At 73.6% G+C, this 24892-nt stretch carries 20 protein-coding genes and 1 pseudogene; 13 read left to right on the top strand and 8 right to left on the bottom strand.

From position 1 onward, the window contains the following. The first annotated feature begins 26 nt into the window (after nt 1-26). The 4 genes from AB0G74_RS05655 (at nt 27) to AB0G74_RS05640 (ending at nt 3288) form a co-directional block, all read left to right on the top strand. On the top strand, nt 27-1376 hold the full coding sequence (locus AB0G74_RS05655; RefSeq protein ID WP_361141062.1) for an NtaA/DmoA family FMN-dependent monooxygenase: 1350 nt from the start codon (nt 27-29) through the stop codon (nt 1374-1376). Between the two features lie 37 nt (nt 1377-1413). After that, complete coding sequence (locus AB0G74_RS05650; protein ID WP_361141060.1) at nt 1414-1938, top strand: flavin reductase family protein; 525 nt, start codon at nt 1414-1416, stop codon at nt 1936-1938. After that, nucleotides 1931-2401 (top strand): riboflavin kinase, encoded by a 471-nt coding sequence (locus tag AB0G74_RS05645; RefSeq protein ID WP_361141058.1) that lies wholly within the window; start codon nt 1931-1933, stop codon nt 2399-2401. The genes AB0G74_RS05650 and AB0G74_RS05645 overlap by 8 nt, the downstream gene beginning before the upstream one ends. A gap of 122 nt (nt 2402-2523) precedes the next feature. Next, complete coding sequence (locus tag AB0G74_RS05640; RefSeq protein WP_361141056.1) at nt 2524-3288, top strand: nicotinamide mononucleotide transporter family protein; 765 nt, start codon at nt 2524-2526, stop codon at nt 3286-3288. Between the two features lie 109 nt (nt 3289-3397). Here AB0G74_RS05640 and AB0G74_RS05635 read toward each other — a convergent pair whose 3' ends face one another. Continuing rightward, the gene (locus tag AB0G74_RS05635) at nt 3398-5734 is read right to left on the bottom strand and encodes a tetratricopeptide repeat protein (RefSeq protein ID WP_361141054.1); all 2337 of its coding nucleotides are present in this window, start codon (nt 5732-5734) and stop codon (nt 3398-3400) included. A 248-nt stretch (nt 5735-5982) separates the two neighbouring features. On the opposite strand from AB0G74_RS05635, the gene AB0G74_RS05630 reads away from it, so the two are divergent. Together AB0G74_RS05630 and AB0G74_RS05625 are read left to right on the top strand one after the other, a co-directional pair. Next, nucleotides 5983-6279, top strand: coding sequence for a hypothetical protein (locus tag AB0G74_RS05630; protein ID WP_361141052.1), 297 nt, complete (start codon nt 5983-5985; stop codon nt 6277-6279). Nucleotides 6280-6567: 288 nt separating this feature from the next. Then, entirely contained in the window at nt 6568-9939 is a 3372-nt protein-coding gene (locus AB0G74_RS05625; protein ID WP_361141051.1) for a S8 family serine peptidase, read from the top strand. Between the two features lie 142 nt (nt 9940-10081). Here AB0G74_RS05625 and AB0G74_RS05620 read toward each other — a convergent pair whose 3' ends face one another. Further along, nucleotides 10082-11062, bottom strand: a complete 981-nt coding sequence (locus tag AB0G74_RS05620) for a hypothetical protein (RefSeq protein ID WP_361141049.1) — start codon at nt 11060-11062, stop codon at nt 10082-10084. Nucleotides 11063-11235: 173 nt separating this feature from the next. Between AB0G74_RS05620 and AB0G74_RS05615 the strand changes: the two genes are divergently transcribed. Next, complete coding sequence (locus AB0G74_RS05615) at nt 11236-11487, top strand: hypothetical protein (protein WP_361141048.1); 252 nt, start codon at nt 11236-11238, stop codon at nt 11485-11487. 33 nt (nt 11488-11520) lie between these two features. On the opposite strand, the gene AB0G74_RS05610 is transcribed toward AB0G74_RS05615, so the two are convergent. The 6 genes and pseudogenes from AB0G74_RS05610 to AB0G74_RS05585 form a co-directional block, all read right to left on the bottom strand. Next, nucleotides 11521-12390, bottom strand: a complete 870-nt coding sequence (locus tag AB0G74_RS05610; protein ID WP_361141046.1) for a hypothetical protein — start codon at nt 12388-12390, stop codon at nt 11521-11523. Beyond that, on the bottom strand, nt 12387-12692 hold the full coding sequence (locus AB0G74_RS05605) for a hypothetical protein (RefSeq protein ID WP_361141045.1): 306 nt from the start codon (nt 12690-12692) through the stop codon (nt 12387-12389). The genes AB0G74_RS05610 and AB0G74_RS05605 overlap by 4 nt, the downstream gene beginning before the upstream one ends. Beyond that, entirely contained in the window at nt 12689-13132 is a 444-nt protein-coding gene (locus tag AB0G74_RS05600) for an ATP-binding cassette domain-containing protein (RefSeq protein WP_361141043.1), read from the bottom strand. Before AB0G74_RS05600 ends, AB0G74_RS05605 begins: the two co-directional genes overlap by 4 nt. Nucleotides 13133-13220: 88 nt before the next feature. Then, a pseudogene (locus AB0G74_RS05595) lies at nt 13221-13451 on the bottom strand (ATP-binding cassette domain-containing protein); the annotation flags it as partial. Then, nucleotides 13444-13707 carry a hypothetical protein gene (locus AB0G74_RS05590; RefSeq protein ID WP_361141041.1) on the bottom strand — a complete coding sequence of 88 codons (264 nt, stop codon included), beginning with the start codon at nt 13705-13707 and terminating at the stop codon, nt 13444-13446. The pseudogene AB0G74_RS05595 and the gene AB0G74_RS05590, both read right to left, overlap by 8 nt. A gap of 286 nt (nt 13708-13993) precedes the next feature. Further along, nucleotides 13994-14614, bottom strand: a complete 621-nt coding sequence (locus AB0G74_RS05585; protein WP_361141039.1) for a TetR/AcrR family transcriptional regulator — start codon at nt 14612-14614, stop codon at nt 13994-13996. 135 nt (nt 14615-14749) lie between these two features. Here AB0G74_RS05585 and AB0G74_RS05580 point away from each other — a divergent pair, with 135 nt between their 5' ends. From AB0G74_RS05580 to AB0G74_RS05555, 6 genes are all read left to right on the top strand, one after another. Next, a complete protein-coding gene (locus AB0G74_RS05580) occupies nt 14750-15403 on the top strand; it encodes an NAD(P)H-dependent oxidoreductase (RefSeq protein ID WP_361141037.1) in 654 nt (217 codons plus the stop codon). A 1-nt stretch (nt 15404) separates the two neighbouring features. Next, nucleotides 15405-15725 carry an SMR family transporter gene (locus AB0G74_RS05575; RefSeq protein ID WP_361141035.1) on the top strand — a complete coding sequence of 107 codons (321 nt, stop codon included), beginning with the start codon at nt 15405-15407 and terminating at the stop codon, nt 15723-15725. Between the two features lie 239 nt (nt 15726-15964). Next, the gene (locus AB0G74_RS05570; RefSeq protein WP_361141033.1) at nt 15965-16579 is read left to right on the top strand and encodes a hypothetical protein; all 615 of its coding nucleotides are present in this window, start codon (nt 15965-15967) and stop codon (nt 16577-16579) included. Nucleotides 16580-16696: 117 nt separating this feature from the next. After that, the gene (locus tag AB0G74_RS05565) at nt 16697-18412 is read left to right on the top strand and encodes a BCCT family transporter (RefSeq protein WP_361141031.1); all 1716 of its coding nucleotides are present in this window, start codon (nt 16697-16699) and stop codon (nt 18410-18412) included. Between the two features lie 298 nt (nt 18413-18710). Further along, the gene (locus AB0G74_RS05560; RefSeq protein WP_361141029.1) at nt 18711-20255 is read left to right on the top strand and encodes a hypothetical protein; all 1545 of its coding nucleotides are present in this window, start codon (nt 18711-18713) and stop codon (nt 20253-20255) included. Further along, nucleotides 20252-24889, top strand: a complete 4638-nt coding sequence (locus AB0G74_RS05555) for an FtsK/SpoIIIE domain-containing protein (protein WP_361141027.1) — start codon at nt 20252-20254, stop codon at nt 24887-24889. Before AB0G74_RS05560 ends, AB0G74_RS05555 begins: the two co-directional genes overlap by 4 nt. Nucleotides 24890-24892 lie beyond the last annotated feature (3 nt).

Genomic DNA, 24892 nt, shown 5'->3' with positions numbered 1-24892 from the left:
GCCCACCAGCACTACGGAGAACCACCATGCGGAACCTGAAGATCGGCCTCTTCGAGAACGCCCAGACCAACGCGAGCGGCACCGCCACCTGGCGCCACCCGGACAGTGAGCGGCACCTCTTCGACACGCTCCAGTACTGGCGCGACCTCGCCGCCGTGTGCGAGGACGCCAAGCTGGACTTCCTGTTCCTCGCGGACGCCTGGGGCTGGTCGGAGATCGACGGGACCCGCCCGGCCATCGCCACCGAGGAGACCCTCGACCTGCCGCGGCTCGACCCGATAGTGGTGGCGTCGGCGCTGCTCTCCACCACCACCAACCTGGGCCTGGTGATGACGGGCTCGGTGCTGGTGGAGCCGCCGTACGCCTTCGCCCGCCGGCTGGCCACCCTGGACCAGCTCTCCGGCGGCCGGATCGGCTGGAACATCGTGACGACCGGAACGGCCGACACCGCGGTCAAGGCGTTCGGGATGGACATGGTCGCCCACGACGACCGCTACCGGATGGCCGAGGACTTCCTGGAGCTGGTCTACAAGTACTGGGAGGGCGCCTGGGAGCCGGACGCCCTGGAGAAGGACAAGGAGGGCCGGTTCGCCGACCCCGCCAAGGTCCACCTCGTCAGCCACAAGGGCCCGTTCTTCCGCTCCGAGGGGTACGGCAACACCGCCCGCTCCCCGCAGGGCACCCCGGTCCTCTTCCAGGCCGGTGCCTCGCCCGCGGGCCGCCGGGTCGGCGGCCGGCACGGCGAGTGCATGTTCGTCGGCAGCGGCTCGGTCGCCCAACTCGCCGGACACACCACCGCCATCCGCGAGGAGGCCGTCAAGGCGGGCCGGGCCGCCGACGACGTCAAGGTGATGTCGGCCTTCTCCTGTGTCATCGGCGCCACCACGGCCGACGCCGAGCGCCGCTACCAGCGGATCCTCGACGCCCAGCGCGCCGAGGTGACCGTCGCCAGCTACGCCATGTTCACCGGGCTCGACCTCTCGTCCTACGCCCCCGAGACCCCGATGACGGAACTCTCCACCGAGCTGTCGCAGACCCAGGTGGCCCGGTTCGCCGGGCAGACCGTCGGCGACGTCCTCGCCGACTGGCACACCCACGGCGTCGGCGCCCGCCCCGTCGTCGGCACCGCCGAGGAGATCGCCGACGAGATCTGCGCCCTCGCCGAGGGCGCCGACCTGGACGGCTTCCTGCTCTCGCCGACCATCCAGCCCACCTCCACCACGGACTTCGTGGAGTCGGTCCTGCCGATCCTGCGGTCCCGCGGTGTCTTCCGCGGCGAGTACACCGACGGCGAGAGCCTGCGCGAGCGGCTCACCGGGGCGGGCGACAGCGCGCTGCCCGGCAGCCACCCCGCGGCCCGCCACCGCCACCACTGAACCGCGTACGGATCGAGCCGAGAGGATGTCGAAGACCATGGTCACGTCTGCCCACCAGCCGCCCGGGCCCGCCGGGTCGGCGGAGCTGGACGCCGGGACGCTGCGACGGGCGTTCGGGGCCTACCCGACCGGCGTCGTCGCGATCTGCGCGCTGCGCGGAACCGAGCCCGTCGGCTTCGCCGCCAGCTCCTTCGTCTCGATCTCGCTCCAGCCGCCGATGGTCGCGGTCAGCGTGGCCCGTACCTCGGCCACCTGGCCCCGGCTCGCGGAGGCGCCCGTCCTGGGGCTGAGCGTGCTCAGCCACGGCCAGGGCGCGCTCTGCCGGAAGCTGGCGTCCCGGGACGGCGACCGCTTCGACGGCGTCACCTGGCGGCCGTCGCCCGAGGGCGCCGTACTGATCGACGACGCCGCGCTCTGGCTGACGGCCCGGGTCAGCGCCGTCCACGACGGCGGCGACCACGAGATCGTGCTGATGGAGCTGCTGACGGCCGAGTTGTTCACCGGTGTGGAGCCCCTGGTCTTCCACACCAGCCAGTTCCGCGAGCTCATCCCCCATGGCTGAGGAACCGACGGTGCGCACCCGGCTCACCGGCACGGTGGTCCGGGGCGCGGGCCGGGGCCGCGGGCTCGGCTTCCCCACCGCCAACATCGCGGCCGACCCCGGTACCCGGATCCCGCCGCCCGCGATCTACAGCGGCTGGGTCGTCCGCCCGGCCACCGGCCTGGTCCACCCCGGCACCATCAGCATCGGGTCGAACCCCACCTTCGTCGACACCGAGGAAGTCCATCTGGAGGTCTACTGCCACGACATGTCGGACGAGTTCTACGGAGAACGCGTCGGACTGTGGTTCGTGGCCCGGATCAGGGACACGGTGAAGTTCGCCTCGTCCGGCGAGCTGGTACGCGCCGCCCGCCGGGACGTCCTGCGGTCGGAGGCCCTGCTCGCCTCCGGCCACGGCCGCCGGGTCCGCGCCGAGGCGCTCGCCGCCTCGGGGCGTACCGCCCGCAAGTCCGCCTCGGCCTGAGACCGGGGCACTTCTCCGCGGGGACCCGGCGCGCACCGCCGGGCTCCCCGCCCACTTGACGGCCCGTCCGGGCCACACCCCCCCCACACCAGCCTTGCTCAGAACGAACAAAGGTGTGAGTAATGAGTGCATTCCAGTGGTTGAACGAGCAATTCAGCTTCTTCGGCCTGGACGTCTACTGGTCCGACTTCCTCGGCAACATCCTCGCGCTCGCCACCGTGTGGCTGGCGCTGCGAAGACTGCTTATCGCCTGGCCGGTGCAGATCCTGGGATCGGTGCTGCTGCTGATCGCCAGCCTCAATGTGGACCTCGGAGGAAACGCCGCCCGGCAGGTTGTGATCATAGCATCGGCCTCCTGGGGCTGGGCGACGTGGAAGCGCAGCCGGGAGAGGGAAGGCGCCATCAACGTCCGCTGGGCGTCCTGGCGTGAGCGGTCCCTGCTGCTGGTCGCGATGGTCGCCGGGACCATCGCCTTCGCCGCGCTGCTGAAGTCGACCGACGCGTCCTTCTACCCGGGCGCCCCCTGGTGGATGGTGCTGGCCGACGCCTGGATCTTCGTCGGCTCGATCCTCGCGATGTACACCCAGGCCCGGCGGTATGTGGAGTTCTGGTTCGCCTGGCTCGCCGTCGACCTGGTCGGGGTGCCGCTGGCCATCCACTCGGAGCTGTACTTCTCCGGGATCGTCTACGCGATCTTCTTCGTGATGGTGCTGATCGGCATCCGCGACTGGGCGTCCCGCAGCAAGGGGCAGGAGATCGCCTCCCCGCTGGAGTCCGCGGTCGTGGTGGAGGGGCGCAACACCCCCGCCGCCGAGGGTGTTCCGGCCGTGCCCGCGCAGGGCGCGGTGGAACCCGCGAGGGATCCGGAGCCGCTGACGGATCGTTGACCCATGGCCGATGGCACGAGTCAGTCGACCTCGCGCGAAGGAGCGGACGGAGGTTTACGGATCCACCCCCGGGCCGGCGGCGCGACACTCCGCCGGCCCGGTCTCCGCGTCAGGAGTGCGGGCCGCCGTCGGCCGCCGGAAGCTCGGCGGCCCGGATCCCGATCGCGGGGACACCGGCGGCGCGCAGCTCCGCCGCGGCCTCGGCCCGGCGCGGATGGTGGTGCTCGGTGAAGGTCCGCAGGGCGCTGGTCAGCGCCGTACGGGCCTCCTCCTCCTGGCCCAGCCGCCGCAGTACCCGCCCGAGTTCGAGCTGGGCGGGCCCGCTCCACGACGGCATGTCCGCCGCTTCGAAGACCGCCAGCGCCTCGCGCAGCGATGCCTCGGCCTCCCGCCACCGGCCGAGCGCCGAGTAGTCGTTGCCGAGATGCCGCAGGGCGGCGGCCCGGTACATGCCCAGAATGGTCGCCGGGCCGGGGATGCCCTCCCGGCAGATGGCCAGGCTGCGCAGATGGATGTCGAGGGCCTGCTCCGGATCCCCGTACTCGCGCAGGGTCTCACCGAGGGTGTTGAGGCAGCTCAGCAGGGCCAGCCGGCCGTCGGCCGAGGTATTGGGCCGATGGCACTCGGCCGCCTCGCGGAGCCAGGTGATGGCCTCCTCCGTCCGCCCGATCCGGCGCAGCGCCCCCGAGCCGTAGCCCAGCGCCCAGCCCGTCTGGAGCGGATCGCCGCAGGCCCGGGCCGTGGCCAGGGCCACCCGCGCGGTGTCCAGGGCGGCATGCGGATCGTGCGCGCAGATGCTGTAGGACCAGGCCAGATAGTTGAGATGGGTGGCCTCCTCGCGCGGACTGCCCAGGGCCCGGGCGGCCTCGGCGGAGCAGCGGAAGACCTCCACCCACTGCTCCCAGTGCTGGGTGAGGTCGGAGAACCAGTGCATCGCCTCGGCGGTGTCCACCACGAGCCGGTGCCAGCCTTCGGTACGGCCGTGCCGCAGCGCCGCCAGCCACTGCTCCCGCTCCGCCTCCAGCCAGGCCCTGGCCTCGTCGCGCCCGGCCGGGGCGGTGGCCGGGTCGGGATCGCCCGTGGGCCGGTCGTGGTGTTCCGCGTCGAAGTGGAGTCCGGCGCCGGTCGCGCGGGCCAGCATCCAGCGGGCGGTCCGGTCCAGGGCGGCCGACCGGACCGCCGGGTCGTCCTCGGCGGCCACGCGTTCGGCGGCGAAGAGCCGGAGCAGATCGTGGAAGCGGTAGCGCTCGGCCGCCCCGTCGGCCTGGAGCAGTCCGCGGTCGGCGAGCCGTTCGAGCCGGAGTTCGGCGTCCCGGGCCGGGATGTCCGCGAGCAGGGCCGCGGTCTCGGGGCTGATATCGCCCGCGGAGAGCGCGGAGCGCCGCAGCAGCAGCCGGTCGGACGGTTCCAACTGCTGGTACGAGAGCTCGAAGGCGGCCCGTACGCCCAGGTCGCCGGTCTGGAGGGTGTCCAGTCTGCGGGCCTCCCGGCCGAGCCGGGTGACGAGCTTGGCGAGGCTCTCCCCGGGCCGGGCCGCCAGCCGCTGACCGGCGATCCGCAGGGCCAGCGGCAGCCGTCCGCAGAGTTCGGCGAGGTCCCGGGCGGCCTGTGCCTCCCGGGCGACGCGTTCGGCGCCGACGATCCGGGTGAGCAGGGCCACCGCCTCCTCGCGCCGCAGCAGGGGGAGTTCGGCGCGGTGGGCCGCCTCCAGGCCGGTGAGGGCGGCGCGGCTGGTGACGATGGTGAGGGAGGCGCCGGAGCCCGGCAGCAGGGGCCGTACCTGCTCCTCGTCGACGGCGTTGTCGAGGACCAGCAGCAGCCGGCGGTCGGCGACCAGGGAGCGGAACAGCCCGGCCCGGTCGTCCGGGTCGCGCGGCAGGGACCGGGCGGCCACCCCGAGGACCCGGAGCAGCCGGGCCAGCGCGTCGCCCGGAGTGGTCGGCTCCGGGTCCATGCCGCGCAGGTCGAGACAGAACTGCCCGTCGGGGAAGCCGGGTGAGAGCCGGTGCGCCGCGTGGACCGCGAAGGCCGTCTTGCCGAGTCCGGGTGAGCCGGTGACGACGACCAGGGGCGGGTGGGCGGGTTCGGCGACCTCGGCCAGGGCGGCGATGGCCGCCAGGGGCGCGGCGCGGGCGGTGAAGTCGTAGGTGTCCCTCGGCAGGGACAGGATGCCCGTCTCCGCCGGGTCGGCGGGCGGGCGGACCCGGCGCCGGCCGGGGGCCGCCGCCGCCTCCAGGGACCGGGCCAGGTCCGCGGTCAGTCCGAGGGCGGCGGCCAGCGCCTCGACCGTACGGCGCTGCGGTCCCGTGGTCCGGCCGCGTTCGAGGTCGGCCAGGGCCCGGACGCTCACCCCCGCGCCGTGGGCCAGCCGCTCCTGGCTGAGTCCGGCGTCGGCCCGCAGTTCGCGCAGCAGCCGTCCGAACTCGTTGGGCGTCGTACTGGTCATGCTCCGGCTCCCCCTGGTGGTCACCCCCGCTGGGACGCGATGTCTCCGGCAGAAGTATCGCGGACCGTACTTCTGCCGGTGGTTCCGCCTGGTCGGGGTGGCGGGTCCGGTGATGAACTCTCAACGCCCCACAGGTTCCTCACCCCAGGGTGAAACGGCTCCGGCGGCGCGCGGCCCGGTCGAAAGGTCCGGGGCCGTCCGCGTATGCCGTGGTCCGCCCCCCCCATACACCGAAAGGTGGGACACGCGTGAGACGCACCGGTGCTCCGAGCGGGAGAACGCTCCTCCTGCTGCCCCTGATCGTGCTCGGCACGACCTTGACCGCCCCGATTCCGTCGGCGTCGGCGGTCTCCGAGAAAGAGCCGCCGGTCACCCGGCAGGAACAGTGGCCCCGGGTCGATCTGTGGACGGGGACCGTGGCCGATAACCATCGGACTTCGGTGATCTATCCGGACCGCTCGGGGTACGTCGTGGTCCCCGTCGCCCCGCTGGGCCCGCCGCACCGGGCCGCGCGTGCCTCCGGGCGGTCGGCGGCGGCGCACTGACCCCCGTGTTCCCCGACCGCGCGGCGGAGGACGAGAACTGACGGCCCGCCGGACGGATCCGGTACGGCGGTACGGAGCCCCGGATGGTCTCCGTACGGCGACGGCGCCCGCCGATCGGCCCCGCTTCGGCTCCGGCCGGGGAACTCGCCACGACCAACGGCGAGTTCCGGCCATCCGGGACGGTGGCGGCAACGTCATCCGGCCAACCCTTCTCTTCCCCGCCGGGAGCGGGCAGCGGGGCCGCTCCCGCTACCTCACCCCCCCGACCCCGCCGAACAGGGAGTCGAGTTGATCTCCAGAAAACATCCGGGACGCGGGGCGACGGCCGTCGCCACCGTCCTGGTGGCGACGGCGCTGATGGCCGGAACGACCGGTCCGATCGCCTTCGCCGACAGCGCCGCACCGGGCGGAACCGGCCGTTCCGAAACCGGTGGCACCGGGCGGACCGGCGACGACACCCGGTCCGGACTGCGATGGGTCACCCTGATCACCGGAGACCGGGTCGGGGTGGACGCCCGGGGCCGGGTCGCCGCCGTCGAGCGCGGCGAGGGCCGGGAGAAGATCGCCGTACGGACCTCGACCGAGCGGGGCCGGGTCTACGCCGTCCCGGCCGACGCCCAGCGGCTGATCGCCCGGGGCGTCCTCGACCGGCGGCTCTTCGACATCACCCGGCTCAGCGGCCCCGAGAGCCTGCGGGCCTACCGGGACGGCCTGAAAGTGATGGTCGAGTACGCGCCCGGGGCGTCGGCGGCCGGGGCCCGTCAGGGGGTCCGTACCGACGCGAAGGTCGCCCGTGCCCTGCCGTCGATCGGCGCGGACGCCGTCACCGTTCTCCGGAGCGATCCGGGCGGACTGTGGGCCGCCCTCACCGGAGCCGGAGCGGGCGGGGCCGGAGCCCGGTCCGCCGCCACGGCCGCCCCCGGCATCGAACGGGTCTGGCTGGACGCCGTCCACACCCCCGCCCTCGACACCAGTGTCGGCCGGATCGGCGCCCCCAAGGCGTGGCAGGCCGGATACGACGGCCGGGGCGTCACCGTCGCGGTCCTGGACAGCGGTATCGACGACACCCACCCCGATCTCGCCGCCCAGGTGGTCGGCGCGGCCAACTTCACCTCGGCCGCCGACACCAGGGACACCAACGGCCACGGTACGCACATCGCCTCGACCATCGCCGGGACCGGCGCCAAGTCCGGCGGTACGTACAAGGGCGTCGCCCCCGGCGCCAAGCTCCTCAACGGCAAGGTGATGGGCGACTTCGGGATGGAGTCCGGGACCATCGCCGCCGTCGACTGGGCCGTCGCGCAGGGCGCCGACATCATCAGCATGAGCTTCGGCACCCCCGGCGGGCCCGAGACCGACCCCCTGGAAGCCCATGTCAACCGGGTGTCGAAGGAGAAGGGCGTCCTCTTCACCGTCTCCGCGGGCAACGACGGCCCCACCCCCGGTACCGTCGGCTCCCCGGGCAGCGCCGCCGCCGCCCTCACCGTCGGCGCCGTGGACGACACCGACAAGATGGCCCACTTCTCCAGCGTCGGACCGTTGCACGACGGCACGGTCAAACCCGATGTCACCGCGCCCGGAGTGGGCATCACGGCCGCCTCCGCGCCCGGCAGCGACATCGCCCGGCAGGTCGGCGAGAACCCGCCCGGCTACTTCACCATCGGCGGTACGTCGATGGCCGCCCCGCACGTCGCGGGCGCCGCCGCCCTCCTCAAGCAGCGCCACCCCGACTGGTCGGGCGAGCGGCTGAAAGCGGCCCTGACCGCCTCCGCCGTCGACGGCGGGCACACCGTCTTCCAGCAGGGCACCGGCCGGGTCGACGTCGAACGCGCCCTGGCGCAGAGCGTGGTCGCCGACGAGAACACCGTCTCCTTCGGCCTCCAGAGCTGGCCGCACACCGACGACCGGCCCGTCACCAAGGCGATCACGTACCGCAACCTCGGCACCGCCGAGGTCGCCCTGGACCTGGCGGTGACGGCGCTCGACCCGCGCGGCGCCGCCGCCCCCGCGGGCTTCTTCGCCCTCGGTACGAACCGGATCACCGTCCCCGCGGGCGGAACCGCCACCGTGCCGCTGACGGCGGACACCCGGATCGGCGGCGACAACAACGGCACCTACACCGCCGTCGTCACCGCGACCGGCGGCGGCCGGACCGTACGGTCCACGGCCGCAGTGGAGCGCGAGGTCGAATCGTACGATCTCACCCTCGACTTCGTGGGCCGCGACGGACGGCCCGGGACCGAGTTCTACACCTACCTCCGGCAGATCTCCGGCGCGGGCGACGCCGACGAGACCCTTGAGGGCAGCGCCACCGGCACCGAGAAGCTCCGGCTGCCCAAGGGCGACTACGCGCTCTTCGCCGGCGCCTCGAACCCGGAGGGCGCCACGGACCGCCTGGTCCACCCCAAGCTGCCGCTGACGAAGGACACGTCCCTCACCATCGACGCCCGTACCACCAAGCCCGTCGAGATCACCGTCCCCGACCCCGCGGCCCGGATGACCGGGGCGTCGGCGCAGGTCTACGCCGGAATCGGGGACCGGTCCATCGAATTCGGAGACCACGCCTCCACCAGCTTCGCGGGCTTCCGCACGGCCCAGCTCGGCCCGGACCTGCCCACCGGCGTCGAGCTGAAAGAGACCCTGCACGCCCAGTGGGAACGCGACGCGTCGACCTCGTACGGCGTCGTCGCCGGAGGTTCGGTGAAGCGGCTGTTCACCGGCTACACCAAGAAGTTCGGAGCCGCCGACTTCGCCCGGGTCACCACGGACGTCACCTCCTCCGTCCCCGGCAGGACCGGGCACACCACGGCGACGGGCCGGCTGAGCAAGAACGACTTCGGCTCCGAGTACCCGTTCGCCCTGCCCGGCACCCGCACCCACTATCTGGCCTCGGACGGCGGACCCAACCGCTGGTCCCTCGCCGCCGTCCAGCACGACGCCCGGGGCTGGGACGAGATCCGCTACACCTCCCCGGAGCGGGAGTTCCGGCCGGGCACCACCCACCGGCTGAAGTTCGGCCTCGCCGTCCACGGCCCCCTCGTCGACGCCGCGACCGGGGTCTTCCGGCAGGGCGACCGGATCCGGGCCTCCGTACCCCTCTTCTCCGACGGCCGGGGCAACGCGGGCCGCTCCGCCTACACCTCGGCGACGACCACCCTGCACCGCGGCACCACCAAGATCGGTGAGAAGGAGGACGGTCTGGAGGGCTGGCAGTGGTACGCCGTCGGCCCCGAGGACGCCGAGTACACCCTGGCCACCTCGGCCGTCCGCGACCCGGCCGTCTCGGCGGTCGGTACCCGGATCGACGCGTCGTGGACCTTCCGCGCCGCCCGGCCGGCCACGGACGCCGAGACGCGCACCCCGCTGTCCACGGTACGGTTCGGCGCCCGGGTCGCCCCGGACGGCACCGTCCCGGCGAACCGTACGGCGACCTTCCCCGTCACCGTCCAGGGCCCGGCGGCCGGCCGGGGCCTGGCGTCCCTCACGGTCTCCGTCTCCTACGACAACGGCGCGACCTGGCACAACGCGCCCGTCACCCAGGGGAAGACCACCATCGCGAACCCCGCCAAGGGCAAGTCGGCGGCCCTGCGTGCCGAAGTCACCGACCTGAGCGGCGGAAAGGCGAGCGTCACCGTGTACGACGCCTACTTCGGCGGCTGACCGGCGCCGGAACGAGCCACCCGGCCCCACACCGACGGGGCCGGGCCGGAATCCGGCGGTCGCGGCGGGGTGCCCGAGGCACCCCGGGGACACCGGCAGGGGGTGCTTCGGCCCCCGCCGCGACCGGCGGACCCGATCGGTCCTACCTCCGTGTCAGGGCGGAGGTCGGGCCGAGGTCCTCCATCGGAAGAGGAGGACCGGGGAGTGCTCCGGTTCGGTCCCGGCCCGGCGCCGGGACACGGACCGCCTCGTGGGGCACGGCCCGGCCGGTGTGCGCGTCGAGCGGCACTCGACCGCCCACCGGCCGGGCCAACTCCACCGACACCTCCCGCAGCAGCAGTTGCTTCGTACAGGCACCGTCGTGCTCCGCGCCCGCGACCCCGGCCGTCAGCACCACACTGTCCGGGGTTTCCAGCACTCCGACGACCGGACCGTCGTCGCACGCCCCGTGCGGGGCGACCACGGTCAGCACCCGCCCGTCGGCCGAGATCTCCGCCAGTCCGCGGAGCGCGCGTACCGGCGCCCCGGGAGTCGGCGCGACGGGCGCCGGAGGGAGTGCCGACGGTGAGACGGCGACTCGCGGCACGGGAGCGGCATACCCCTTGAGGGTGAACAGCCACGCCGGAACCGTCGCGGGGCCCCGGCTGGTGGCGACGGCCATCCGGCCCGGCCGCGCACCGGTCACCACCAGCGGCCGATCGGCTCCCGCCCCGGCGGAGAGCGCCCGGAACGTCTCCTCCGCGCCCGCCACCGGCCGCGGCAGCGACGCGCCCCCGGCCCACTCCACCCGGCCGTCCCGGGGCACGGCGTCCGGCAGCGTGCCCCGCAGGACGAAGTTCCCGCTCCGGAAGGCGCGTTCGTCGTCCGGGCTCAGGAAGCCGCCGTCCGGCGGCCGGACCAGGACGTCCAGGAGATGGAACCCGGTACGCCACGCCTCGGCGGCGGCCGAACCGTCCCAGGCCGCCGCGGTCCGCCGGGCCCGCTCCAGCTCCTCGGCCACCGGTTCCTGATCGGAACCGGGACCGGGACCGGAACCGGAATCCGGCCCGGCCGCCGGACCGCTGACGACCAGCAGGACCAGACCCAGCAGGGCGACTACGGGCGGTGCACTTCCCCCGCGCATACGGCCTCCGATGTCGGTACGGCGATCCGGCCCGCCGGTGGGACGCGGCCGGGCCCGACAGGGTTCCCCCACCGGCCGGGCGGGCGGCGCGGGGGAGCGGACGCGACCGTACGCCGGAGATCCGCGCCGCGGCCGTCGTGCGTCGGGGGCGGATGCCCGTACGATCCACTGCCATGACGATCCGTCGCAGGACCCTCGGCTCCGGACCCGTACCGCGACAGCACCAGGAGGGCCCGGGCCGGGACCGGGAGCCCGGCCCCGGGCGGCCGCCCGCCCCCGCCGAGGCCCCGGAATCCGACGAAGGGCCGTTCTACCGGCCCGAGATCCCGCTCGACGACCTCCGGGCCCGGGGCGTACTCGGTGCCGCGCCCGCCCCCGGCGGAGAACCCCTCAGGCCGCTCCGGGCCGTCCGCCCCCGGGACTGACACCACGTCACCCCGTGGGGCGCGGGCGGGAGATCAGCCGCCGTCACGCGCCCGATACGCCCGCAGACCCGCATACGCCGTCACGGCGGTGAAGGCGAGGAGGACGGCGGCCCCCGCGGCGGGGGAGAGGTCGCTGCCGACCAGGGCGTCGGTCATGGCCCGGCCGTCCTCGGACTGGTGATGCGAGCCCGCCGCCAGGGCGGCCCGGCCCGCCGCGAAGGGGAGCCAGTCGGTGGCGCCGCCCAGGCCGGGGACCAGCCGGAGCAGCAGCCCCGCGAGCCGTTCGCCGATCAGCGGCCAGAGCACCAGCAGCAGCGCCGTCGCCACCCGGTTGCGGACCAGAACGGCGGTGGCCGTGGCGATCACCGGCCAGCAGGCCATGAAGAGGACGTAGCCGAGGACGCCCGGAACGACCCGGCCCCAGTCGGGCTGGCCGTACCCGCCGACGGCCAGAGCGACCATGCCGGTCAGCCCGGTCAGCAGCGCGCCGCCGAGTGCGGTGACGGCCCCGATCGCCGCGCCCAGCAGGAGTTTCGCCTGATAGGCGGTGCGCCGGTCGGCCAGGGTCAGCCAGGTCGTCCTGGCCGCGCCGCGGCCGAACTCGGTCGCCACCGGGCCCGTCGCCAGCGGCAGCAGAAGCAGCGCGGATAGCGGGAGCTGGAGGGCTACCGCGTCCAGCTGAATACCCGTCACCACCGCCCAGACGTCCGGCGCCTCGCCGTCCCCGACTTCCAGGGGCGTGCCCGCGCCCGCCAGCAGGCCGAAGGCGGCGACGACACCCAGCAGGATCCAGGTGGAGCGCAGGGCGGCCAGATGGCACCAGTGGTAGCGGACCGCCCGGCGCAACGCGGTGGCCCGGGAGACCGGCGTACCGGCGGCCGGGCCGAAAGCGACGGCGTTCATGGGATCGGGAACTCCTCCTCGGCCACCGACAGATAGAAGTCCTCCAGGGACGGCGGCCGTTCGTCGAGCCAGTGGACGGGGATACCCCGGTCGGCCGCCAGATCGCCGACCAGGAAGCGGGAGACGCCCCGGATCCGGACCCGCCCGTCCGTACCGGGCGTGAACGTGCCGTCGAGCCGCCGTACGGGCTCCGCCAGCTCGGCCGCCCGCGGGCTCTGGAAGACGATCTCACCGCCGAACCGGGCCAGATCCTCCACCGAGGTCCTGGCCACCACCCGCCCCCGGCTGGGCCGTGTCGTCAAAATTGCGCCTGGCCCGCGACGCCCGGCACGCGCATTCGCCGCGTTGTCGGGATTTCCCAAGTACGTCCAGTACGAGGGAAACCCTCCGCCTTGCGACTGCACGCACCGGACGCCGCGGGCCCCGCCCTACGGGCGGACGGCGCCATTCTGAAGACACGGCCCAGCACGACCACATGGTCCGCCATGTGCTGCATCTCGGCCAGGAGATGGCTGGAGACCAGGACCGCCTTCCCCTCGGCCGCCAGCCGCCGGACCGTGTCGCGCAGCCAGCGGATCGAATGCGGATCGAGCCCGTTGGCGGGCTCGTCCAGGATCAGTACCGGCGGATCGCCGAGCAGGGCCTGGGCGATCCCGGCGCGCTGCGCCATCCCGAGGGAGAGGTCGTCGAGTGCCGTGGCCGCGGTATCGGCCAGTCCGACCGACTCCAGGACCTCGGTCACCCGGCGGCCCGGCGCCCGCGGCGACCATCCGCAGATGCGCGGCGAGCGAATGCCGGGGATGTCCGGCGACCCCGCCCATGACGGCACCGACGACGCGGGCCGGATCCCGCCAGTGCTCCAGCGGCTGCCCGAAATAGGTCGTCCGGCCGCCCCCGGAGATCAGCCCCAGCATCAGCCGCAGGGTCGTCGTCTTTCCGGCGCCATTGGCCCCGAGGAATCCGGTCACCGCTCCGGCGGGCACGGTCATCCGGACATCGTCCACAATCGTCTTGCCCCGGGGTTTCCAGGTCAGTCCTTCGGCGTGAATCGCGTCAGCCATTATTCAGCCAGAACAGCAGACCGAAGGAGAGTAAGACGGTCAGGGCGAAGAGTCCGCCGATACCGGGATTCTCCTGACGGGCCGCGCACCAGACGAGCGCGATCAGCGGCGGCAGCCAGCCGGCCAGGTAGAGACCCCAGCCGAGCCGCCCGTGGTCCCGCTCGCGGTCCAGGATGAAGACGATTCCGGCCGCGTAGACGAACATCGCGGGCGAGGCCCAGAGATTGCGTACGACGGTTTGGCGTTGCGGAGCCACGGAATCACCTTCCACATCGGGCGGGGAGAAGCGCCCTCGGGGGAGGGCGAACCGGCACCTCGGTTCTCCTGCGGCCGGATCGGACCGTGCGCGGAGTCCCTTTGATTTCGGCCCCGACCGGAAGTCTCGAAGGCAATTCCGGGGCCGCTGTACCGATCGGGCGGCGCCACGGGGAAGTTATCCCGTAATTCAAGATCTGATCAATCGGCGGACCCGGTGAAGAACCTCACGGGCGGCGCGCGCCGGAAGGTTTTGCGCATTCCGCGGCCGATGCTCTATCGAAGATTCAAGTGGAAGATGAATTCCCTTTCCCGGTGGTCGGTTCGGGGGCCGGGCGCAGGCCCGTGAAGACCGCCTCCAGGACGCCGTCCACGAACCGGTCGTCGTAGGAGCCGGGTACCAGCAGGAACCGGTAGTACAACGGGCCGTAGAGCACGGCGACCACGACGTCCAGATCGGCGTCGGGGGAGAGCTGTCCCTGCTCCTGCGCCTCGCGGAGCCGGTTCTGGGTGCCCTTGGTCAGGGGCTGGAGCCAGCGTTCGTACAGGGCGGTGGCGATCGCCGGGTCGTGCTGCGCCTCGCCGACCAGGGCGGCGTACAGCGGGCCGTAGGCGTCGGGGCCGAGGAGCGTACGGGCCGCGGACATCTGGGTCCGCAGATCGGCGACGATGTCGCCGGTGTCGGGGTAGCTCAGATCGGTCCGGAGCGCCGACAGCAGCGCGTCCAGGAAGACCGCGCCCTTCGAGGGCCAGCGGCGGTAGATGGTGTGCTTGCCCACCCCCGCGCGGGCGGCGATGCGTTCGATGCTGAGCTTGGCGTAACCCTCCTCCTTGGCGAGTTCCAAGGTGGTTTCGAGGACCGTCGCGGTCCGGTCCGGCCTGCCGCGGGAGGGATCACTGGGTGACATCCGGCCATGCTAACGGCACGACACGTGCCGTTGACAGAAGAGCCGGGGCGGCGCGATCATCTCCCCGAACGGCACGGCACGTGCCGTTTCATTCTCTCGGGTCCTCGACCCGTCCGTTTCGACAGGGGGATCACCGTGCCCGCACTGCTCCATATCGACGCCAGCGCCCGCCGCCGTTCCGTGAGCCGGGAGGTGGGCGACGCCTTCGCCGCCGCCTGGCGGGAGGCGCATCCCGCCGCCGCCTACGTCCACCGCGATCTCGCCGCCGACCCGGTGCCGTTCATCGACGAGGCGTGGACCCAGCTCTGCGATCATGTACTGGAGGGCTCGGAGGACGGCGTCACCCGGATCGTCGATCTGCCGTCGGCCGCCCGTACGCCCGCACAGAGACGGGCCTGGGGGATCGTCGAACCGCTGCTGACCGAACTGGCCGCCGCCGATGTGGTGCTGATCGCCACACCGATGTACAACTACTCGATCCCCGCGCAGCTCAAGGCGTGGCTCGACCAGGTGACCTTCCCCCGGATGTCGCTGAAGGCGCGGTTCGTGGTCGCCACCGCGCGCGGCGGCGCCTACTCGCCCGGCGCGCCCAAGGAGCGGTTCGACTACCAGGAGCGCTATCTGCGGGACTTCTTCGCCGGGCACTTCGCCGTCGAGGACACCGTCTTCGTCAACGCCGAACTGGTCAACTCGCGGATCGACCCCGGGCTCGCCCATCTGCGCGAGCGGCACGAGGAGTCGTACGCGGCGGCGCTGAGCACCGCCCGCCGGCTGGGCGGGGAGTACTGAGGTGGCCTGGCTGCTGCTCGGGCTGGCCGGGCTGGTCGAGATCGTCTGGGCCCAGACGATCAAGCCCACCCAGAACTTCACCCGGCCGCTGCCGACCCTGCTCTGCCTGACGCTGATGGCCGTCGCGGTCTATCTGCTCTCCCGCTCGATGCAGACGCTGCCGGTGGGCACGGCGTACGCGGTCTTCACCGGGATCGGCGCGCTCGGCGCGATCGCCCTGGGCGTGATCGTGCACAAGGACCCGCTGACGGTGGGGCGTACGGTCGCCCTCGGGCTCATTCTGGCCGGGGTGGTGATGGCGCGCGTCACCAACCCCGAGTAGTCCGGCGGCCCCCGGGGGCGGGGTGCCGTAGGGGCGGCGGGGGCCGAGGGGCCGGGCCGGTCCGACCGGCTTCCGCCGCCCCGCCGGGCGCCCGGTCCCTCCGCCGATCGGCCGAGGCCGCGCCTGTCGGAGCCGGATCTCGTACGGAGGTCTCTCCCGATCGGCGGATGGTCCGGCCGGGCGCGCCGGACGAGGCTGGGGGCACCACCAAGACACCCCCTCCGAGCAGGAGTTACGCCATGACCGCGACCCGGACCCGCGAGATCCCCGCCCCCGCAGCCCCGGCCCTCGCCGCCGCGCCGACCGGCCGCCGGACCGTCCCCTCGGCGGGCGTCGTTCCCCCGGCGGGCCGCGCGATGCGGGCGGTCGCTGCCGCGGCGGCGCTGACGGTACTGCCCTCGGGGCTCTGGCGGATCGCCATCGCCCTCGGCTGGGACTCGGGCTTCGGCGAGGGCGCGCTGCACCCCTCGGAGTTCCCGGGAGCCACCTCGTTCTATCTGATCGCCCTGAGCGTCTTCGCGGAACTGCTCGGTCTGCTGGCGCTGGGCCTCGTCCGGCCCTGGGGCGAGGTGGTGCCGCACTGGGTGCCCCTGCTCGGCGGACGCCGGATCCCCACGGCGATGGCGGTGATCCCCGCGTCGCTCGGCGCGCTCGCCGTCACCCTCATCACCGTCCAGGGGGCCTTCAGCTGGAACGCCCCCGACAACATGGGCGCACCGGCCGCCCCCGACGGCGACAAGTACTGGATCATGACCGCCACCTATGTCCCGCTGCTCCTCTGGGGCCCGCTGCTGGCCGTCGTCACGGTCTCCTACTACCTCCGACGCAGGCGGGCCGCCACCGTGGGCCGCTGACCCCGGGAGGTGCTCCGGGCCCGTTGCCGGACGGGCGAAAGGGTGGGAAGGCTCACAAACGCAGGCGACCGGCGTGCCACACCCATATCAACCCCGAACCTCACCATAGTGACCTCGATGAGTACTGAATCGATCGAAGAGCCAGGGTCACCCGAGGGACCGGAGGTATCCGGCGACCCCGCCGGGCAGGACCCCTCACCCGACTTCGTGGTCGTGGGAGTCGGCGTCGTGGTCGTCCTCGCCGTCGTCGCGTGGGCGGCCATCGGCAAGGACTCCTTCGACCGCGCGTCGGGTTCCGCCCTGGACTGGGTGCTGGAGAACTTCGCCTGGCTCTTCGTGATCGCGGCGGACGCCTTCCTCGTCCTCTGCGTCCTGCTCGCCTTCTCCCGCTTCGGCCGGGTCAAGCTCGGCCGGGACGACAGCGAGCCGGAGTTCACCAACCTCGCCTGGATCGCCATGATGTTCAGTGCCGGTATGGGCATCGGGCTGATGTTCTACGGGGTCGGCGAACCCCTCGCGCACTATCTGTCACCGCCCCCGGACAGCGGAGTGGAGCCCCGTACCGGCGCGGCGGCGGGAACCGGTCTGGCGTACTCCTTCTTCCACTGGACCCTCACTCCCTGGGCCATTTACGGCATCGCCGGCCTCGCACTCGCCTACGCGGTCTTCCGCAAGGGCCGCGGCAACCGGCTCAGCTCCGTGTTCGTACCCCTGATCGGGGAAGACAGGGCGAACGGCCGGACCGGTCGGCTGATCGACCTGCTGGCGGTCTTCGCGACCGTGTTCGGGACCGCCACCAGCCTGGGAGTGGGCACCCTCCAGGTCGCGAAGGGGCTCGAACTCACGGCGGGCGTCGACGACTCGACGACCACCCGGATGCTCATCGTCGTCTGCCTGTCCGCGGCCTTCGTCATCTCCGCCTTCACGGGACTCCACAAGGGCGTGAAGTGGCTGAGCACCTCGAACATCGTGTTCGCGGCCGGTCTGACGCTCTTCGTGTTCGTGCTCGGGCCGACCGTCTACATCCTGGACGCGATCCCGGCGAGCGTCGGCGGCTACCTCAGCGACCTGGTCACCATGGCGACCCGGACCGGTGCCTTCACGGACAGCGCGTGGCTGGGCTCCTGGACCATCTTCTACTGGGCGTGGTGGCTGTCCTGGGCGCCCTTCGTGGGCACGTTCATCGCCCGGATCTCCCGGGGCCGTACCATCCGCGAGTTCCTGATCGGGGTACTGCTCGTGCCGAGCGGGGCCACCGTCGTCTGGTTCTGTGTGATGGGCGGTACCGGCATCCGGCTGGACGCCACCGGCCGGGTCGACATGGCGGCCGCGCTGAAGGAGGGCGAGGAGGCGTCCCTGTTCGCGATGCTCGACGCGCTGCCCCTGGGAACGCTCACCTCCTGGCTGGCGATGCTGATGGTGATGACGTACTTCATCACCAGCGCCGACTCCGCGTCCCTGGTGATGGGATCCCTGACCAGCCGGGGCGCCCTGCATCCCCGGACCTGGCTGGTCGTCGTCTGGGGCGTACTGATGGCGGCGGTGGCGGCGGTCCTGCTGGTGGCGGGCGGACTGGAATCCCTCCAGACGGCGACCATCCTGGTGGCGCTGCCGTTCGTCGTCGTCATGCTGCTGCTGTGCTGGGCGCTGCTGAAGGAACTCCGCGCCGACCCCGGGGCCGGACCCGCGCGCGGCCACGCGCTGCACGGCGTACGGGACGCGGTACGGGCGATGGTCGGCGAGGCGATCTCCGAGTCCGGCCCGGGGCGGCACCACCGGCTGCGCCGGATCGCCAAGTCCCGCGGCCAGTCGGGTTCCGAGCGGGACGACTGAGTCCCGGGCGGTGGCGGTACGGGCCGGGGCCGGCCCCGGCCCGTACCGCCGATCAGTACGAACGACGGACGAACAGGCAACCGGAAGACGGAATTTCCGCTCTACGCCAACGGCGTCGCCATCACCGGGCCGTACGGCCGAGGCCATGTGCCGCGGACGATCCGCACCCGGAATGCCCGGCGCTCTCCCCTTCCTGTTCCCGTCCGCCGCTCACCGAGGTCGCCGTGTCCGTCCCCACCCACCCGTCCGGCTATTCCGATCCCCCCGGCGGGATCGCCCGCGCGGCCCGGAGCCGCGGATGAACTCCGTGACCGCCGCCGGAGCGACCGTCGTCGCGCTGCCCCTGCCCGACCAGCGGTCCTCGTTCGTCCTCGCGGGCCTGACCATCGCCCTGGTGGCGCTGATCTGGCTGCTGATCCGGGCCATCCGCCGCCAGGGGGGCTTCCGGCCCGCCTGCCGGCGTCTCGCCTGGGAGACCCGGATGACCCGCCGGGCCTTCACCGAGCCGTTCCGCGCCCGGTCCGCGCACCGCCGCCGGATCCGCACCCTGACCTCCTTCCTCGCCGATCCCGCCGTACCCGCCCGGGTCGACCGGGTCGTCGACGGCGCGCGGGAGGCGGCGGGTGAGGGGTGTTCGGTACCGGTGGTGCTGGTCTCCGCCGACCGGGCGGAGTACACGGCCGTGATCGCCGGACGCGACCCGCGGCCCGCCCGGCTGCCGTGGCACGAGGAGTCGCGGAGTCCCGGGCCCCGTACCCGTACGGTGACCGCGTCCGAGATCCCCGCCGCCGTGCCGTACGACCCGACTCTCCCGCTGGTCCTCGGTTCCGACCGACTCTCCGGGGCGACCGTGATCGCCGACTGGGCCGACGGCCCGCCGGTGATCAGCCTGGAGGGCGACACCCGGATGGTCCGTGCCGTCGTCCAGGCCCTGGCCGCCCAGCTCGACCTGGCGGCCAGGGGACCCCGGGTCGAGATCGTCCGGGGGGTCCATCCCCGCTGGCCCGGCCGCGACCTCGACACGGTCCTCGACGAGTTGGAGAATGCCGGGCCCTCCGGGGAGGCCGGGGCCGCGACGCCACCACCGGTCCTGGTCTGCTGGGCCCCGGCCGGACGCCAGCGGGAACGGCTCGCCGCCCTGTGCGCGGAGGGCCGGACCCGTGCCCTCGTCGGAGGCCGGTTCCCCGGAGCCTGCTGGAGTCTGCACACCGAGCCCGGCGGCAGGATCATCGGCCCCGGCCTCGGTGTCGACACGGAGTCGGCCGCCCTCGGCCGGGCGGTGGCGGCCGGGGTCAAGCGATACCGCCGCCGGGGCACCGGCTGGTGGGACATCCGCCCCGAACCGGCCCCCGTCGCAGAGGAGTCCGGGGGCGGCGACGACGGCGACGGTGACGGGGTCGGTCCCGGCCCGGCCGCGGGTCCCGTGGCCCCGGCCCGTACGAGGCCGCGACCGGGCACGTCCGCCGCGCCCGCCACCCCCGTACCGCCGGTTGAGCCGACCGTGCCCGCCACCCCCGTACCGCCGGTTGAGCCGACCGTGCCCGGTGTTCCCGTACCGCGGGCCGGGTCGGCCGCGCCCGAGGCCCCGGCGCCCTCGGCCCCGCCGGTCGCCCCGGACGTGTTCCGTACCCCGGCCCACGCCGACGACTTCGCCGAGCCCGGTACCGGGCCGACCGCGCCGCCCGACCGGCCGACGCGACCCCGGCCGCCCACCCCGTACCCGGCCGAACCACCGGCAGAACCCGTAGAGCCCCCGGGAAGCGCCACCCGGCCCCGGCGCCCCGGCGTATCCGCCGCCTCCGCCTCCCGTACCCCGTCGGAACGGACACCCGAACAGCCGTGAGACTCTTCGTCAGCCTCCATGACCCCCGCTCGGGACATCCCGAGCGGGACCGCGAGATTCTGCTGGACGCCCCCGGTACCACCGAAGTCGCCGCCCTGGCCGCCGGAATCGCCGGTACGGACGACCCCGGGAACGCTCCGGCCCTCCATCTCGGAACCCGGCCGCTCGACCCGGATCTGCCGCTCTCCGCCACCGGCATCCGTGACGGCGTCCGGCTGGGGCTCGGTGCCCCGGCCACGGCCGAACCCGCCGACTACGGCGCGGAGCGCGGCGAGTTGCCGCCGCCGTCCCGCACCCCGGACGGCGAACGGCTCCCGAGGGCCCCGCACATCGAACTCCGGCTCGTCGGCGGACGCGGCGCGGGCCGCGCCTGGCGCCTGGCACCGGGCACCCACGGCATCGGCCCGCTGCCCGGCAGCTCCGTCCTCCTCGAAGGGCGCGACGTCCCCCCGTCCGGGGTGCGGATCACCGTATGCCCCGACGGTTCCGTGCTCCTCCACACCGGAGCCGGCACGGAACACGCGACGCTCTCCCTGCCCGAGGCCCCACCGGACCGGCCCCGCGCCGACGCCGTACCCCTGCCGCCCGAACCGCCGGGACCGCTGCCCGACCCCGGGGCCGACACCGCCGACCCCCTCCCGCCCGGCTGGGCCCCCTGGCCGGCCGGAGGGGAACTGGTCCTCGGTGAGTTCCTGCTGCGGATCGCGGAACCCGTCGAGGCCGACGCCGCCGTCGCCGCCTCCGCCGACGGCGCCCATCTCGACTTCAACCGGCCGCCCAGGATCATTCCGCCGCTGCTGCCCGAGCGCTTCGCCCTGCCCGCTCCGCCCGTTCCGCCCAAGCACCGGCCGATGCCGATGCTGATGATCCTGGCGCCCCTGGTGCTCGGCATCTGCATGGTGTTCTTCCTGAAGTCGTACTTCTTCCTGATCTTCGCCCTCTTCAGCCCGATCCTGGCCCTCGCCGGGCATCTGAACACCAAACGCAGCGGCTGGCTCGACTATGTCGAAGGCGCCGCCGGATACCGGGCCCGGCGCGAATCCCTCGAAGAGGACGTCCGGGCCAAGGTGCACCACGAACGTCTCCTGCGCGGCGAGGCGGGACCGGACCCCGCCACCGCCGGACTCTGGGCCGTCGGCCCCGGGTCCCGGCTCTGGGAGCGCCAGCGGAGCCATCCCGACCATCTCCATCTGCGGGTCGGCACCGTACGGCAGCCGTCCCTGCTCACCATCGACGACTCCGCCCGCGAGGAGAACCACCGCTCCGTCAACTGGGACATCCCCGACGCGCCGATGGCCGTCGACCTGACCGCAGACGGCGTGCTCGGCATCACCGGGGAACACGACGCGGCCGCCGCCCTGGCGCGCTGGACCGTCGCGCAGACCGCGATCCTGCACTCCCCGCGCGACGTCCGGATCACCGTCCTCACCGACGCCGCGGGCGCCCCCGGCTGGGAATGGGTCCGCTGGCTGCCCCACGCCCGGCCCGGCAAGGGAGGCGCGAGCGCACCCACCTCCGGCGGGCCCGCCGTCACCGTCGGCAACGACCCCGAGACCGTCGCCAACCGGGTCACCGAACTCGTCTCCACCGTCCGGTCCAGGATCCGCGCCCGGGGCTCCGCCATGAGCGGCGCCCTGCTCAGCGAACCCGACATCCTCGTCGTCCTCGACGGCGCCCGGCGCCTGCGCGACGCGCCCGGAATGATCCAGGTCCTCAAGGAGGGGCCCGCCGTCCGGGTCTTCCTGATCTGTGTGGACCGCGAGGAACGGATGCTGCCCGAGGAGTGCGTCACCGTCTGCTCCGTGGGCGCCCGGGAACTCACCCTGCGCCGCACCGGGAAGGCTGATGTCACCACCGCCCGGCCCGACCTGGTCGACACCGCGTGGTGCGAACGGATCGCCCGCGCCCTCGCGCCGGTCCGCGACGTCACCCCCGACGGCTCCGACGGACTGCCCCCGAGCGTGGGCCTGCTCCAACTGCTCGGCCTCGAACCCCCCACCGGAGCCGATCTGGTACGGCGCTGGGAACAGCGCCCCGCCTCCACCGGCATCCGGCTGGGCGCCGGCTACTCCGGACCCGTCACCTTCGACCTGGTCAAGGACGGTCCGCACGCACTCGTCGCGGGCACGACGGGAGCGGGCAAGTCGGAACTCCTCCAGGCCATGGTGGCGTCCCTCGCCGCGGCCAACCGCCCCGACGAGATGACCTTCGTCCTGGTCGACTACAAGGGCGGCAGCGCCTTCAAGGACTGCGTCCGGCTGCCCCACACCCTCGGCATGGTCACCGACCTCGACAGCCACCTCGTGGAACGCGCCCTGACCTCACTCGGCGCCGAACTCACCCGCCGCGAGCACATGCTGGCCGCCGTCTCGGCCAAGGACCACGCGGAATACCGGGCCATGCGCCGCCGTGACCCGGCACTCGCACCGCTGCCCCGACTGCTGCTGATCATCGACGAGTTCGCCACCCTCGCCCGCGACGTGGAGCAGTTCATCCCCGGACTGGTCTCCATCGCCCAGCGGGGACGCTCACTCGGTATCCATCTCGTCCTCGCCACCCAGCGCCCCGCCGGAGTCGTCACCGCCGACATCCGCGCCAACACCAATCTGCGGATCGCGCTGCGGGTCACCGACGCCGGCGACAGCCAGGACGTCCTGGAGACCAACGACGCCGTCACCATCTCCGCCGACACCCCGGGCCGGGCGCTGGCCCGGATCGGACACCGCTCCGTCCTCCCCTTCCAGACCGCCTACGCGGGCACGCTCCGCCCCGGGGACGGACCGGCGTCCGGGGAACCCGAAGCGCGCGAGACCGGCGCCGCCGAGATCTGGACGGCCGACATCGGCTGGTCCCGGCTCGGCCGCGCCGCCCCCGAACCAGGGCCCGGCCACACGGCCGACGACGACGCCGACCTGCTCGACGACCCGCACGCGCCCACCGACCTCACCGCCCTCGTGGACGCCTTGTGCGAGGCCGCCGACACCCTCGGCATCGAGCGCACCCCCAGCCCCTGGCTGCCCCCGCTGCCCGACCGGCTCACCCTGGACGACCTGCCCGAACGGCCCGACCGGCCGGACGGCCTGCTCGCCGCGGTGCCCTGGGCGCTCGCCGACCTCCCCGGCGGTCAGCGCCAGGAGCCCCTGGAACTGGACCTCGACACCTTCGGACACCTCTACGTCCTCGGCACACCGCGTTCCGGGCGCTCCCAGGTACTGCGGACCATCGCCGGAGCCCTGGCCCGCCGCCACTCCTCCGCCGACGTCCATCTGTACGGGATCGACGCGGCCGGCGGCGCCCTCACCGCCCTCACCGCCCTGCCGCACTGCGGCGCCGTCGTACCCCGTACCGACCTGGAACGACTGGGCCGACTGCTCACCCGGCTGATCACCGAGACGGCCCGGCGCCAAGAACTCCTCACCACCCGGGGCGTCTCCGACCTGGCGGAGCTGCGCTCCCTGCTCCCGCCCGCGGAGCGCCCCGCGCACATCCTGGTCCTCGTCGACGGCTGGGACTCGCTCGTCGCCCTCCTCGGCGAACAGGACGGCGGCCGGCCGGTGCACGAACTGACCGCCCTCATCCGCGAGGGCGCCCCGCTCGGCGTCCATGTCGTCGCCACCTCCGAACGAGCCCTGCTCGCCGGGAAGGCGGCCTCCCTCAACGACGAGCGCGTCCTGCTCAGAATGACCGACCGCAGCGAATACACCCTCGCCGGGATCCCCGCCAAACAGATCCCCGCCGCCGTGCCGCCGGGGCGCGCCTGGCGCGGCGGAAGCGGTACGGAGATCCAGGTCGCCCTGCTGGACGCGCCCTCCGGCGGTGACCCGGCGGGCGGCCGCGAACAGACCGAGGCCCTGTCGGCGATCGGCGCCCGGGCGGCCCGCCGCGACCGGGCCGTGCCCGACGCGCGGCGGCCCGTCAAGGTCCTCAGCCTCCCCCGGGAGATCTCCTTCACCGACGCCTACGACCGGCTGGACGACGCCAGGCGCCGCCCCCTGTGGGGCCTGCTGGGCATCGGAGGCGACGATCTCGCCCCGCTCGGCGTCGACTTCGCCGCCGACGCGCCGTCCTACCTGATCAGCGGCCCGCCCGGGACCGGCCGGTCGACCGCCCTGGCCGCGCTCGCCGTCTCCCTGCTGGCGAGCGGCACCAGGATGGTCGTCCTCACCCCGCGCGAGTCCCCGCTGCGGGCATTGGCCCGGCACCCCCTGGTGACGGTGCTGGACCACCCCGACCCCCTCGACGACGAGGTGCGGGCCGCGCTGGACGCGGGCAGCGGTCCGGCGGTGGTGATGGTCGACGACGCCGATCTCCTCGCCCAGCTCCCGGCCGCCAACCAGATCCTCCAGGAGACGGCGGCCACCGGCCGGGACCGGGGGATCGGACTGGTCGCCGCGGGCACTCCGGAGACCCTGACGGCCGCCGGAATCGGCTGGCTCGGGCAGGCCCGCAGACTCCGCAAGGGGATGCTGCTCGCCCCGCAGTCCCCCGGCGAAGGCGATCTGCTCGGCGTACGGGTGCCGTACGACCTGCTGAAGTCGCGGCCGGTCCCGGGGCGCGGCCTCACCGTGGACCCGGTGACCGGGACCCTGGTGTCGGTCCTGGTGCCCCGGACCGAACTGAACCCGGAGAGCTGACGC

Source organism: Streptomyces sp. NPDC020875, assembly GCF_040641415.1.
Classification (GTDB): Bacteria; Actinomycetota; Actinomycetes; order Streptomycetales; family Streptomycetaceae; genus Streptomyces.
The sequence above is the reverse complement of the archived record's forward strand: the minus strand, read 5'-3'. Positions and strand labels throughout refer to the sequence as shown.